At 63.0% G+C, this 13,947-nt stretch carries 11 protein-coding genes; 5 read left to right on the top strand and 6 right to left on the bottom strand.

Annotated elements, in window-relative coordinates; genetic code table 11:
- Window positions 1-108 precede the first annotated feature (108 nt).
- From IOD17_RS01430 to IOD17_RS01420, 3 genes are all read right to left on the bottom strand, one after another.
- On the bottom strand, window positions 109-1,722 hold the full coding sequence (locus tag IOD17_RS01430) for an ABC transporter permease (protein ID WP_233683334.1): 1,614 nt from the start codon (window positions 1,720-1,722) through the stop codon (window positions 109-111).
- 122 nt (window positions 1,723-1,844) lie between these two features.
- Window positions 1,845-2,846, bottom strand: a complete 1,002-nt coding sequence (locus IOD17_RS01425) for an extracellular solute-binding protein (RefSeq protein ID WP_233683333.1) — start codon at window positions 2,844-2,846, stop codon at window positions 1,845-1,847.
- A gap of 110 nt (window positions 2,847-2,956) precedes the next feature.
- Window positions 2,957-4,606, bottom strand: a complete 1,650-nt coding sequence (locus IOD17_RS01420) for an acyl-CoA synthetase (protein ID WP_233683332.1) — start codon at window positions 4,604-4,606, stop codon at window positions 2,957-2,959.
- A 242-nt stretch (window positions 4,607-4,848) separates the two neighbouring features.
- Between IOD17_RS01420 and IOD17_RS01415 the strand changes: the two genes are divergently transcribed.
- On the top strand, window positions 4,849-6,759 hold the full coding sequence (locus IOD17_RS01415) for a beta-ketoacyl synthase (protein ID WP_233683331.1): 1,911 nt from the start codon (window positions 4,849-4,851) through the stop codon (window positions 6,757-6,759).
- Window positions 6,760-6,802: 43 nt separating this feature from the next.
- Here IOD17_RS01415 and cysQ read toward each other — a convergent pair whose 3' ends face one another.
- The gene (gene cysQ / locus IOD17_RS01410; protein ID WP_233683330.1) at window positions 6,803-7,624 is read right to left on the bottom strand and encodes a 3'(2'),5'-bisphosphate nucleotidase CysQ; all 822 of its coding nucleotides are present in this window, start codon (window positions 7,622-7,624) and stop codon (window positions 6,803-6,805) included.
- A complete protein-coding gene (nudE, locus tag IOD17_RS01405) occupies window positions 7,621-8,187 on the bottom strand; it encodes an ADP compounds hydrolase NudE (RefSeq protein WP_233683329.1) in 567 nt (188 codons plus the stop codon). Before nudE ends, cysQ begins: the two co-directional genes overlap by 4 nt.
- Window positions 8,188-8,400: 213 nt before the next feature.
- Between nudE and yrfG the strand changes: the two genes are divergently transcribed.
- Window positions 8,401-9,075, top strand: a complete 675-nt coding sequence (gene yrfG, locus IOD17_RS01400) for a GMP/IMP nucleotidase (RefSeq protein WP_233683328.1) — start codon at window positions 8,401-8,403, stop codon at window positions 9,073-9,075.
- Between the two features lie 62 nt (window positions 9,076-9,137).
- On the opposite strand, the gene lysM is transcribed toward yrfG, so the two are convergent.
- Window positions 9,138-9,575, bottom strand: a complete 438-nt coding sequence (gene lysM / locus IOD17_RS01395) for a peptidoglycan-binding protein LysM (protein WP_233683327.1) — start codon at window positions 9,573-9,575, stop codon at window positions 9,138-9,140.
- Window positions 9,576-9,767: 192 nt separating this feature from the next.
- On the opposite strand from lysM, the gene IOD17_RS01390 reads away from it, so the two are divergent.
- The 3 genes from IOD17_RS01390 to IOD17_RS01380 all read left to right on the top strand — a co-directional run bounded on the left by IOD17_RS01390 (window position 9,768) and on the right by IOD17_RS01380 (window position 13,942).
- Window positions 9,768-10,661, top strand: a complete 894-nt coding sequence (locus IOD17_RS01390; protein WP_233683326.1) for a LysR family transcriptional regulator — start codon at window positions 9,768-9,770, stop codon at window positions 10,659-10,661.
- Between the two features lie 120 nt (window positions 10,662-10,781).
- Window positions 10,782-11,624, top strand: a complete 843-nt coding sequence (gene fdhD, locus IOD17_RS01385) for a formate dehydrogenase accessory sulfurtransferase FdhD (RefSeq protein ID WP_233683325.1) — start codon at window positions 10,782-10,784, stop codon at window positions 11,622-11,624.
- Window positions 11,621-13,942 carry an FdhF/YdeP family oxidoreductase gene (locus IOD17_RS01380; RefSeq protein ID WP_233683324.1) on the top strand — a complete coding sequence of 774 codons (2,322 nt, stop codon included), beginning with the start codon at window positions 11,621-11,623 and terminating at the stop codon, window positions 13,940-13,942. Before fdhD ends, IOD17_RS01380 begins: the two co-directional genes overlap by 4 nt.
- Window positions 13,943-13,947 lie beyond the last annotated feature (5 nt).

Here is a 13,947-nt window from a genome sequence, read left to right as displayed (position 1 = left end):
CTGGCACGGGCTATCAAGATGATCGGCCGCTGCGAATGGCGCGCATTGTAGCCGCAACACCGGGGGCGGTCATCCCAGCGTGGCAGCCTGTCGCGCAAGCCCGCGAGGCTAACCGTGACGGCGCGCAGATCGGCGGATCAGCAGAATCACCGGCAACAGGCCGACCAGTACCAGGGTCAGGGCCGGCAGCGCGGCGCGCGCCCACTCGCCTTCGCTGGTCATTTCAAATACCCGCACCGATAACGTGTCCCAGCCGAACGGGCGCATCAGCAGGGTGGCGGGCATTTCCTTGAGCACATCGACGAACACCAGCAGCGCCGCCGACAGCGCACCCGGCACCAGCAGGGGCAGATAGACCTTGAAGAACAGCCCGACGCCGCCAACACCGAGGCTGCGCGAAGCTTCCGGCAAGGACGGGCGAATCCGCGCCAGACTGTTTTCCAGCGGCCCGTAGGCCACCGCCATAAAGCGGATCATATAAGCCAGCAACAGCGCCGACAGGCTGCCGAGCAGCACCGGCTTGCCCGCACCACCCAGCCATGTGGAAAGCGGGATCACCAGCTCACGGTCCAGGTAACTGAACGCCAGCATGATCGCCACCGCCAGCATCGAACCGGGCAAGGCATAGCCAAGATTGGCCACGCCGACAGTGGAGCGCATCAGCCGGGTTGGTGTCATACGCCGAGCGAAGGCCAGCAACAGTGCCACGCTGACGGTGATCAGCGCCGCCATCGCGCCCAGATACAGGGTGTGCAGAATCAGCGCGCTGTAGCGCTCATCCAGATCGAAGCGGCCACGCTGCCAGAACCAGATAAGCAGCTGCAGCACCGGGATAACAAAGCCGCAGGCAAACACCAGCCCGCACCAGGCGCTGGCGGCCAACGCCTTGCCGCCCGTGAGGTGATAGAGCGCCTTGCTGCGTGCTCGCTCATTCACCGGGCGCACCGCACCACGGGCGCGGCGCTCGCCGTAAAGCACCAGCATCACCGCCAGCAACAGCAGGCTGGCCAGCTGAGTGGCGCTGGTCAGGCTATAGAAGCTGTACCAGGTCTTGTAGATCGCGGTGGTAAAGGTGTCGAAGTTGAATACCGCCACCGCACCGAAATCCGCCAGGGTTTCCATGATGGCCAGGGCCAGACCGGCACCAATCGCCGGTCGCGCCATCGGCAAAGCGACACGCCAGAACGCCCGCCACGGGCTCAGACCAAGCACCCGCGCGGCTTCCATCAGGCCCTTGCCCTGCGCCAGAAAGGCATTGCGCGCGAGCAGGTAAACGTAGGGATAGAACACCAGCACCAGAACGATGATCACCCCGCCAGTCGAACGCACGCGAAAGCGCACATCGTTGCCAAACCACTCGCGCAGCAGGGTTTGCAGCGGGCCGGAAAAATCCAGCAGGCCGACAAACACGAACGCCAGTACATAGGCGGGAATGGCAAATGGCAGCATCAGCGCCCAGTCCAGCCAACGCCTGCCGGGAAACTCGCAGAGGCTGGTAAGCCAGGCCAGGCTGACGCCGAGCAGCGTCACACCTACGCCTACGCCCACTACCAGCACCAGGGTATTGCCGAGCAGACGCGGTAACTGGGTTTGCCACAGGTGCGCCCAGATCTGCTGATCGACCTCGTGCCAGCTGAACAGCAACACGCTCAGCGGCAACAGCACCAGCAAGGCAACGGCAAAGGCGATGGGGTACCAGCGGCGCTGGGCAGGATGGGCCACGCAAAGTCCTCTACAGCGGAAAAGACAACGCCCCGCAAGTGCGGGGCGTCGGCAGTATAAAGCCAGCGAGTTGCAGGGTGGAAAACCGTGACGGCTTTTCCACCTGCCGGCTTAGCCCAGGCTCAGTTCCAGCCAGCGCGATCCATCAACATGGTCGCTTCTGCCTGACGCTTGCCAGCCACTTCAGTGGCGATGGTGTCGGCCTTGAAGGTACCCCAGGCTGCCACTTCGGCAGAAGGCTCAACAGCCGGGTTGGCCGGAAACTCCTGGTTGACGCCCGCGAAGATGGTTTGCGCTTCCGGAGTAGTCATCCACTCCAGCAGTTTGCGCGCGGCTTCAGCGTTTGGCGCATGCTTGGTCACACCAGCACCGGCCAGGTTGACGTGCACGCCACGGTCGTTCTGGTTCGGCCAGTACGGCTTCACTTTCAGATCAGGCTGCTGCTTGTGCAGACGGCCGTAGTAGTAAGTGTTGGTGATACCGACGTCGCACTGACCCGCGTCGATGGCCTGCAGCAGCGCGGTGTCATCGGCGAATACGTCGGTCGCCAGGTTGCTCACCCAGCCTTTGACGATTTCTTCGGTTTTGGCTTCACCATGGGTTTCGATCAGGGTGGCGGTCAGCGACTGGTTGTAGACCTTCTTGCTGGTACGCAGGCACAGACGGCCTTCCCAGTTCTTGTCGGCCAGGGCTTCGTAAGTGCTCAGCTCGCTCGGTTTAACCCGCTCGGTGGAGTAGAAGATGGTCCGCGCGCGCAGCGACAAGCCAGTCCAGCTGTCGGTGCTGGAGCGATACTGGGCGGGGATATTGGCGGCAATCAGCTCGGATTTGGTCGGCTGCAGCACGCCTTCCTGCTCGGCCTGCCAGAGGTTGCCGGCGTCGACGGTGATCAGCAGGTCAGCCGGGGTGTTGGCACCTTCAGCTTTCAGACGCGCGATCAGCGGCGCTTCCTTGTCGGTGATGAACTTGACCTTAACCCCGGTTTTCGCGGTGTAGGCGTCGAATACCGGCTTGATCAGCTCGTCGATACGCGCGGAGTAAACCACCACTTCATCGGCGGCCTGCGCCGTGCTGGCCAGCGCTGTGAGAGAGAGTGCAGCGAACAACCCTTTGCTTACCTGCATGAAGAATGCCTCTTGGTATAGACGAGTTAAGGTGCCAAATACTAGTGAATGCCATTTAGGTTCTCAACTCGCTATCCATTTAAACCTGTAACAAGTGCCTTCAACCCCCTTTATGCCACTGCCTGCTGGGCAGCCAACTGCTTGGCCTGCTCGCGCAGCACGAACTTCTGCACCTTGCCGGTGCTGGTTTTCGGCAGGCTGGTAAACACCACACAGCCCGGCACCTTGAAGCGCGCCATGCGCTGCTGACAGAAGGTGACGACTTCCTCGGCGGTCAACTCGGCGCCCGGCTTGAGGGTGACGAAGGCGCAGGGTGTTTCGCCCCATTTGGCATGGGCCATGGCCACTACGGCCGCCTCCAGAATCAGTGGATGGCGATACAACACGTCTTCCACTTCGATGGAGGAGATGTTCTCGCCGCCGGAAATAATGATGTCCTTGCTGCGATCCTTGATTTCTACATAACCGTCGGCGTGCCACACCGCCAGGTCGCCGGAGTGGAACCAGCCGCCGGCAAAGGCCTCGGCGGTGGCTGAGGGGTTCTTCAAATAGCCTTTCATCACCACGTTGCCGCGCATCATGATTTCGCCGATGGTCTGACCATCTTTCGGCACCGGTTGCAGAGTATCCGGGTCGGCCACCATCAGGCCGTCGAGCAGCGGCGCACGCACGCCCTGGCGGGACTTCAGGCGCGCGCGCTGTTCCGGAGTTTCGCTGTCCCACTCGCTCTTCCATTCGCAGGCCACGCTGGGGCCGTAGGTCTCAGTCAGGCCATAAACGTGGGTCACGCGAAACTCCAGGGCTTCCATGGCCTCGATCACCGCCGCAGGCGGCGCGGCGCCGGCGGTGAGCACTTTGACCGGTTGGGTTTTCAGCGCTTTCAGCGCGTCATCGGCGTTGGCCAGCATATTCAGCACGATCGGCGCGCCACAGAAATGGTCGACACCATGCTCGGCGATGGCAGGGTAGATGGCTTCGGCGCGCACATGGCGCAGGCACACGTTGACCCCGACATAGGCGGCCAGCGCCCAGGGGAAGCACCAGCCATTGCAGTGGAACATCGGCAGCGTCCACAGGTACACCGGGAAGCGGCTCATGTCCCAGCACATGGCGTTGGACAGCGCATTCAGGTGAGCGCCTCGGTGGTGATAGACCACGCCTTTGGGGTTGCCGGTGGTGCCGGAGGTGTAGTTGAGCGAGATCGCCTGCCACTCGTCCGCCGGCAACTGCCAGGCATAGTCAGGGTCGCCTTCGGCCAGCAGCGCCTCGTACTCCAGCTGGCCGATCAGCAGACCGTCAGCGTATTCCGGGTCATCGATGCCAATCACCAACGGCGGCTGGGGCAAATGGCCGACCACACGCTGCGCCAGTTCGCCGAACTCCTTGTCCACCAGCAGCACCTTGGCTTCGCCGTGCTGCAGGATAAAGGCGATGGCTTCGGCATCCAGGCGAGTGTTGATGGCATTCAGCACCGCGCCACACATCGGCACGCCAAAATGCGCCTCGAACATTGCCGGGCCGTTGGGCGCGATCACCGCCACCGTGTCGCCCAGGCCGATGCCGCGCTGGGCCAGCGCCGAGGCCAAACGAATACTGCGGCTGTAGGTTTCGCCCCAGGTCTGGCGCAGGCTGCCATTGATCAACGCCAGGCGCTGCGGATAGACACTGGCGGCGCGCTCAAGAAAGCTCAGTGGGCTGAGTGCCTGAAAATTCGCCGCATCGCGGGGCATGCCGTACTCGTAGGGATTGACGCTGTGCATTGTTGTTCTCCAGCTGGGCGTTGTGCGCAGAGACCATAACAGCCGTAAGGCTTTAGCGATGCGCGACCTTGGTCGAAACCGTGACTCGCAAGTCAGCAATCACGTCAGCATAGGCATCCGAACAGCCATGCTGGGCGCTTGAGCGCGGCGTAATAACCGCCGCAGCGCGCTCCAGACTGCGTGACAAGCCTCCATAGCTTTATCTCGGCTTGTCTGGCGCCCTCTTTTCAAGGAGTTATCGAGTGACCTCACGCTTACCTGTGATCGTTGGTTTTGGTGGCTATAACGCGGCCGGGCGCAGCTCCTTTCACCATGGCTTCCGCCGCACCGTAATCGAATCCATGGATACGCCCGCGCGCCAGCAAACCCTCGCCGGCCTGGCAGTGATGATGAAGCTGGTCAAGGTGGTTGATGGCCACTATCAGGATGACTCCGGCAACACCCTGAGCCTGGCCGAGATCGACAGCCGCTTCGCCGAGCAGATTCTCGCCTCGACCCTGGTGCGCCGTATCGAGAAACAGCATCTGGATGTCGACGCCGCACACTGGCAGAAAACCATCGACATCAGCGCCACCGCCGGTCAGCCGCTGAGCTTTATCACCCTGCGCAAGCACCTGCCCGAGCCGCTGCCGAGCGACTGGACAGTGGACGAACTGAACGCCAGCGAAGTGCTGGTGACCCTGCACGACAACTGCGAATTCAAGGTCGACAGCTACCGCGCCCTGCCGGTGAAATCCGCCGGCCAGCTGCCCACAGGCTTCGAACCGAGCGAGCTGTACAACGCGCGCTTCCACCCGCGCGGCCTGGCCATGACCATCGCCGGCGTCACCGACGCGCTACGCGCCACCGGCATCGATTGGCAAACCATCATGCAGCACGTGGCCCCCGACGAAGTCGCGGTGTTCTCCAGTTGCATCATGAGTCAGCTCGACGAAAACGGCTTCGGCGGCCTGATGCAGTCGCGCCTCAAAGGCGGCCGCGTCACCGCCAAGCAACTGGCCCTGGGCCTCAACACCATGTCGGCGGACTTTATCAACGCCTACGTGCTGGGCAGCGTTGGCACCACCGGCGCCATCACCGGCGCCTGCGCCACCTTCCTCTATAACCTGCAGAAGGGCATCGAACAGATTGCCAATGGCAAAGCGCGGGTAGTGATAATCGGCAGCAGCGAAGCGCCAATCAATCAGGAATGCATCGAGGGTTACGGCGCCATGGGCGCGCTGGCCACCGAAGACGGCCTACGCCAGATCGAAGGCAAGGACTCGGTCGACTTCCGCCGCGCCAGCCGCCCGTTTGGCGAAAACTGTGGCTTTACCCTGGCCGAGGCCTGCCAGTTCGTGGTGCTGATGGATGATGAACTGGCTCTGGAGCTGGGCGCGGATATTCATGGTGCGGTGCCGGATGTGTTTATCAACGCCGACGGCTTCAAGAAATCCATTTCCGCCCCCGGCCCCGGCAACTACCTGACCGTGGCCAAGGCCGTGGCCAGCGCCGTTCAGCTGCTGGGCATCGACGCGGTGCGCGAGCGCAGCTTTGTGCATGCCCACGGCTCCAGCACCCCGGCCAACCGGGTGACCGAATCGGAAATTCTCGACCGCGTGGCCAGCGCCTTCGCCATCGAGCAATGGCCGGTCACGGCGGTGAAAGCCTTTGTCGGCCACTCCCTGGCCACCGCCAGTGGCGATCAGGTGATCTCCGCCCTGGGCAGTTTCAAGTACGGCATCATCCCCGGCATCAAGACCATCGATGCGGTGGCTGAAGACGTGCACCAGCAGCATCTGAGCTTCGCCACCAGCGACCGCACCCGCACGCCCGAGCAGCTCGACGTCTGTTTTATCAACTCCAAGGGTTTTGGCGGCAACAACGCCAGCGCCCTGCTGCTGGCGCCGCATGTGGCCGAACGCATGCTGCGCAAGCGCCATGGCGAAGCGGCCTTCGCCGCCTACCTGCAACGCCGCGAAGCCACGCGCCACGCCGCTCAAACCTACGACGCGCAAGCGCTGCTGGGAGATCTGGGGATTATCTATAACTTCGGTAATGACCTGATCGACGATCAGCAGATCGAGATCAGCACCGAGCAGATCAAGGTGCCGGGCTTCGCCCAGCCGCTGCTGTTCAAGAAGGACGCGCGCTACGGCGATATGCTCGACTGAGCATCAGTGATGGGTTGGCCTGCGGCTAACCCATCCTACGGGCTTAATCCAACGCGCGGGCCAGCTGAATCAACTCGGTGCGCCAGGCTGCTGCAGCCGGCAGCGCCAGAAAATACGGATTAAGCAGCGACTCACGCGCCTCATAGGTCAACACTTCGCCCTTGAGCGTCAGCACTTCACCGCCCGCCCCTTCCAGCACGCCCTGCGCTGCGGCGGTGTCCCACTGCGAAGTCGGCGCCAAACGCGGGTAGCAATCGGCATTGCCTTCGGCCAGCAGGCAGAACTTCAGCGAGCTGCCGACATTGGCCAGTTGCAGATCACCAAAGCGCTCGCTCAACCCGGTCAACAACGCTTCCTGCGCCGGGCTGGAATGACGGCGGCTGGCCACCAGGGTAAAGGCCTCCTGCGGGGCCAGACGCACATGAATCGGCTCAGCCATACCCGCCGCATCGGCGCGCCAAGCCCCAAGACCGGCACCGCCGTAATAGCACTGACCGGTGGCCGGAATGCCCACCACGCCGAATACTACGCGGCCCTGTTCGATCAGCGCGACGTTGACGGTGAATTCCTCGGAGCCGGCGATAAATTCCTTGGTGCCATCCAGCGGGTCGACCAGCCACCAACGCGACCACTGTGCACGGGTGCTCAGGGCAATATCCGCTGCTTCCTCAGACAGCACCGGAATATCCGGGGCAAGGGCCAGCAGGCCGTCATTAAGAATATGGTGCGCGGCCATATCCGCAGCAGTCACAGGCGAGGCGTCGGCTTTTTCATTGACCGTTACATCGGCGCGCCAATGCGGCAGCGTCGCCACGCCGGCCTGGCGTACCAGTTCAATCACAGCATGGATCAGCGGATGGCTCATGGTTTAAAGATCCCGCGCTGAGTCAGTACATCGCGGGCCAGATACAGCGCCGCCAGGGCACGGCCTTCGGTGAATTGAGGGTGTTGGATCAAACTAGACAGCTCACGCAGGCTGGTCTGGTCGACGCGCATCGGCTCCGGCTCATCGCCCGGCAGGCGCTCTTCATAGAGGTCCGAGGCCAGCACCACCTGAATCTTCTGGCTCATATAGCCCGGCGACAGGCTCAGCTCGGCCAGCAGCTCCAGCTGACGCGCACCAAAGCCGGCTTCTTCCTTCAACTCACGGTTGGCCGCCACCAACACGTCCTCACCGGGCTCGATCAGCCCTTTGGGCAGTGACAACTGGTAGTCATCGGTGCCGCCGCAGTATTCCTCGACCAACAGCGCGTGCTCGTCATCGACCATCGCCACCACCATCACCGCACCATAGCCCGAGCCCTTGCCCACCAGGCGTTCGTAGGTGCGCTCCACGCCATTGCTGAAGCGCAGTTGCAACTCCTCAACGCGGAACAGGCGGCTGCTGGCGACGATTTCGCGAGCGAGGACAGTGGGCTTCTGACGCATGGGGCGGCTCCTTGACGGGTTGTTACAGGCCTGTCGGACTGTGTGGCGGCCACGCGTTGGCGCGTGCAGCAATGCCCGGATGTATCGAGAGTGAAGTGAAGTAGCGGGTTATCATACCGTGCCTTTTCCCATTGTCCCTGCCGGAGATTGCGCGATGACGACGCCCATGGCGAAAATCGCGACAGGCCCCGCAGCGTAAACGAAAGAACCTGCATGCCGTCACTGATCTGGAACGCCATCGACACCGTCCTGTTGGATATGGACGGCACCCTGCTCGACCTGCACTTCGACAACCACTTCTGGTTGCAGCACCTGCCGCAGCGCTATGCCGAGTTGCATGGCGTCAGCCGCGCGCTGGCCGAGGCCGAGCTGCTGCCGCTGTTTCGCGAGCACGCCGGCACCCTCAACTGGTACTGCACGGATTTCTGGAGCCGCGAGCTGAACCTGTCGATCCGCGACCTCAAGCGCGAAGTGGCGCACCTGATCGCCCTGCGCCCGGACGCCGACACCTTTATTCAGGCCCTGCGCACCGCCGGCAAACAGGTGGTCATGATCACCAACGCACACCGCGATTCGCTGTCGCTAAAGCTGGAACGTATCGAACTGGCGCCCTATTTCGACCGACTGATCAGCTCCCACGACTATGGTTTCCCCAAGGAAGACCAGCAGTTCTGGCACGCCCTGCAGCAGGACATCCGCTTCACACCTGCGCGTAGCCTGTTTATCGATGACAGCCTGCCGATTCTGCGCAGCGCCGGGCGTTTCGGCGTCGGCCACCTGCTCGCCGTGCGCCAGCCGGATAGTCAGGCGGGGCCGAAGGACACCGAGGAATTTGCGGCCGTCGAGGATTATCGGGAGTTGTTGCAAGGCCTTGAGAAGAACGGCTAATGATGTGTGGGAGGCGCTTTAGCGGCGACAGTCGCGGCTAAAGCCCCTCCCACAATGGCGCTCTACTCGGGAATACGCAGCACCTGGCCCGGATAGATCTTGTCCGGGTGGCTGAGCATCGGCTTGTTGGCTTCAAAGATTTTCGGATAGGCATTGGCGTTGCCGTATTCGGCCTTGGCAATCGCGCTCAGGGTGTCGCCCTTCTTCACCGTGACAAAGCGCGCCGCCGGGGCCGGCGTGGTCACGCTGATATGGTCTTCCACTTCGGCGACGCCGGCGACGTTGCCCAACGCCAGCAGGATTTTCTCCTTCTCTTCCTGGCTGGCTACCTCGCCACGGGCAATGACCTTCTCGCCCTCGACGCTGATCTGAATCGCCGGGTTCCCCAAGCCCACCTTGGCGACATGCGCCGCCAGTGACTCGGCCGCCTGGGCCTCCTGACCGACCAGCGACTCCCAGAGTTTGGTTCCGGCTTCTTTGACAAAGGCAAACAGACTCATAAGGCTTCCTCGTGATTCCTTGGAAAGTGACCGGGCGGTGCTGCCCGGAGCCAGAAGTCTAGACTCTGATTCGTGACAAAGGTGCCACAGCCGCCACTGTCGCTGCCGGCCGCGCCATAGGCCGTATTCAGCGCCTGGGCGCACGCAACTGCCTGATAGAATCGGCGCAAACCAGGGTATTAAGGACACATCGTGGATATCAAACAGCTGAAGTTCCTCATCGCCCTGGATGAAACCCGCCACTTCGGTCAGGCCGCCGCGCGCTGCCATATCACCCAGCCAACCTTGTCGATGCGTCTGCGTCAGCTGGAAGACGAACTGGGTCTGGAACTGGTCCGACGCGGCCAGCGCTTCGAAGGTTTCAGCGCCGAAGGTGAGCGCATCCTGGCCTGGGCACGCAGTGTGATGGCCGCCCACGACGGCCTGTATGCCGAAGCCGCTGCCTGCCGTGGCCAGCTGGTCGGCACCTTGCGTCTGGGCGTGGTGCCGCTGGCCGGCTTTGATCCGATGCGCCTGGTACAGTTTTTCGCCGAGCAGCATGCCGGGCTGCGCTTTCAGTTGTTTGCCCTGAGCAGCGAGGAAATTCTCGAACGCCTCGGGCGTAATCAGCTCGACCTCGGCCTGTCCTACCTCGACCGCCTCAACCCGGAGCATTTCGACAGCCTGGAGCTGGCGGAAACGCGCATGGGCCTGCTGTATGACCGCCGGCATTTCCAGTTCACCCGCCCGGCGCTGCGCTGGGAAAGCCTGATCGACCTGCCGCTGGGCCTGCTCTCGGCCGGCATGCATTTTCGCCAGTCGATCGACCACAGCTTTCGCTCCCGTGGCCTGACGCCCAACCCACGACTGGAAACCGATGCCGTGCATCAACTGCTGCAAGCAGTCAGCGCCGGGCTGTGCTGCGCGATCATGCCGCTCAACAGCGGCCTGGCCGAGTTCACCGAACACCTGGCGCTGACGCCCATCGAAGACGCCCACACCCTCGCCCCGCTGGGCCTGATCCTGCGCCGCAGCGCGCCGCGCTCGGCCCTGGCAGAGGCCTGCTTTGCCGAAGCACAGAAACTTTTAGCAGACGCGACAAGCTGAAAGCCCCAGCCTTGAAGCCTTGATAGACGCTGTCGATCACTAGATCGGCAACAGCGATTAGACGCCCCCGTTAGAGCGGCCTAGGCTGGCGCTACTGCCTCGCTGCCCGGAAGCCTGCTCATGCCACGTCACGCCCCGACCATCGATAAAGATTCCGCGCCGGTGCTGCTGCCAGCGCCCACCTATCACTATGTCGAACTGGCGGAAAGCCAGCAGGACGGCAATGCCGCGTTGGCCAGCGAAACAGCGCTGGCGATCAGCTACAACGGCATCAGCCACAGCGTGATGATGGTGTCGCCCAGCGACCTTGAAGACTTTATCTACGGTTTCAGCTTGAGCGCCGGCCTGATCGACAGCTTCGATGAGGTCTACGATATCCGTCTCACGCCACATGCCGACGCCATCAACGCCGAGGTGCAAGTCAGCAACCGCGCGTTCTGGGCACTCAAGCAGCAGCGCCGCACCTTAGCCGGCAATAGCGGCTGCGGCCTGTGCGGGGTCGAAGCGCTGGAGCAAGCCCTACCGCACCTGCAAAGCCTCACGCCCAGCCCACTGCCGGCCGCCGCTCATCTGCAGGGTTTACGCTCGCGTATTCAGACCGTGCAAACCATGGCCCGCCACAGCGGCGCGGTACATGCCGCGCTGTTTGTCGATGACCAGGGGCAGATGCGCCTGTGCCGCGAAGATATCGGCCGGCATAACGCCCTCGACAAGCTGCTCGGCGCCCTGCATCGCGCAGGGGAAAACCCGCGCAAGGGCTTTGCCGTGGTCACCAGCCGTTGCAGCCTGGAGCTGATCCACAAGGCGCTGCGCGCCGGCATCGGCACCCTGGTCAGCCTGTCTGCGCCGACCACCCTCAGCGTGCAATGGGCGCGCCAGCACAACCTCAACCTGATCCATCTGCCCCAACAAAGTGCGCCACGGGTTTACAGCCCGGCCGCGCCCGGAGTCGCTCAGCCATGAGCCTGCAACCGATCAATCCACGCTACAAACCCTACAAAGGGGCTGCCGCTGGCTGGGGTGCACTGAACGCCGTGACCCGCTTCTGGCTGGACAGCAAACAGCCGTTCAAGAACCTGCGCGCGTTGCTCAAGACCAACCAGAACGGCGGTTTCGACTGCCCCGGCTGCGCCTGGGGTGATTCGCCGGAAGACGGGCGGATCAAGTTCTGCGAGAACGGCGCCAAGGCGGTCAATTGGGAAGCCACCAAGCGCCGGGTGGATGCCGCCTTCTTCGCCCGTTACAGCGTCAGTCAGTTGCGTGAGCAGAGCGATTACTGGCTCGAATACCAGGGACGCCTGACCGAGCCGATGCGCTATGACGCCACCAGCGATCACTACCAACCGATCAGTTGGGATGCCGCCTTCGCCCTGATTGCCGAGCATTTAAAGGCGCTGGAAAGCCCCAATCAGGCCGAGTTCTACACCTCCGGCCGCGCCAGCAACGAAGCGGCCTACCTGTATCAGCTGTTCGTCCGCGCCTTTGGCAGCAACAACTTTCCTGACTGCTCGAACATGTGTCACGAAGCCAGCGGCGTGGCCCTCGGGCAAAGCGTGGGCGTCGGCAAGGGCAGCGTGACTTTCGCCGACTTCGAGCACAGCGATGCGATCTTCGTGCTTGGGCAAAACCCCGGCACCAACCACCCGCGCATGCTTGAACCGCTGCGCGAGGCGGTTAAACGCGGCGCCCAAGTGGTGTGCTTTAACCCACTGAAAGAGCGCGGACTGGAGCGTTTTCAGCATCCGCAACATGCGCTGGAAATGCTGACCAACGGCTCCGAGCCGCTCAACACCGCGTTCTTCCGCCCGGCACTGGGTGGCGATCTAGCCGCCCTGCGCGGCATCGCCAAGTTTCTGTTGCAGTGGCACCGCGAAGCGCTGGCCCAGGGCGAACCGGCGGTGTTCGATCTGGCCTTTATCGCGGAACACACCCACGGCGTGGACGACTATCTAGCGCTGCTGGATGCCAGCAGTTGGGATTCGCTGGTCGAGCAATCCGGCCTGAGTCTGGACGAGTTGCAACACGCCGCCCTGCTCTACCGCCGCGCCGAGCGGGTGATCATCTGCTGGGCCATGGGCATCACCCAGCACCACAACTCGGTGGCGACCATTCAGGAGATCGTCAACCTGCAGCTGCTGCGCGGCAACCTCGGCCGCCCCGGCGCTGGCCTGTGCCCAGTGCGCGGCCACAGCAACGTGCAGGGCGATCGCACCATGGGCATCAATGAGCGCCCGTCGGCGGCTTTTCTCGATGCGCTGGAGCAACGCTTTAACTTCCAAGTGCCGCGCGCGCAGGGCCACAACACCGTCGAGGCGATCAACGCCATGCTCGACGGTCAGGCCAAGGTGTTTATCGGCCTGGGCGGCAACTTTGCCCAGGCCACTCCGGACAGCCCGCGCAGCCATGCCGCGCTGAGCCGCTGCGCGCTGACCGTGCAGATCAGCACCAAGCTCAACCGCAGCCACCTGACCACCGGAGCCGACGCGCTGATTCTGCCGTGCCTGGGCCGCACCGATATCGACCAGCAGGCCGGCGGCCCGCAGGCGGTGACCGTGGAAGACTCGTTCAGCATGATCCACGCCTCTTACGGCCAGCTCGAACCGCTGTCGGCGCAGATGCGTTCGGAGCCGGCGATCATCGCCGGTATCGCCAAGGCCACCCTGGGTAACCATCCGGCGGACTGGGACGCGCTGATTGCCGATTACCGGCGCATCCGCGAACTGATTGCCGAGACCATTCCCGGTTTCAGCGATTTCAACCAACGCCTGCAACATCCCGGCGGCTTCTACCTGGGCAACGCCGCTGCCGAACGGCGCTGGCTGACCGCCAGCCACAAAGCCAACTTCAAGGCCAACCCGCTGCCCGCCGACCTGCTGCCGCCGCAAGTGCGCAGCAGCGGGCAAACGCCGGATCTGATCCTGCAGACGCTGCGCTCTCACGACCAGTACAACACCACCATCTATGGCCTGGATGACCGCTACCGTGGGGTCAAGGGCCAGCGCCAGGTACTGTTCGTCAATGAGGCGGACATTCTGCGCCTGGGCTTTCAGCCGGGGCAGCAGGTCGATATCCAGTCCATCTGGGATGACGGCATTGAGCGCAAGGTCGAGGGCTTTACCCTGCTGGCTTTCGACATCCCCGCCGGCCAGGCCGCCGCTTATTACCCAGAGGCCAACCCGCTGGTGCCGTTGCAGAGTTTTGGTGCGGGCAGCTTTACTCCGACCTCGAAGTACGTAGCCATCCGCTTGCAGGCCCATCAGGCCGCTGCGCGCATTCTTTAAGCGAA

It is taken from the genome of Pseudomonas anguilliseptica (assembly GCF_021375795.1).
Lineage (GTDB): Bacteria > Pseudomonadota > Gammaproteobacteria > Pseudomonadales > Pseudomonadaceae > Aquipseudomonas > Aquipseudomonas anguilliseptica_A.
This window is presented reverse-complemented; position numbering and strand designations above follow the sequence as displayed.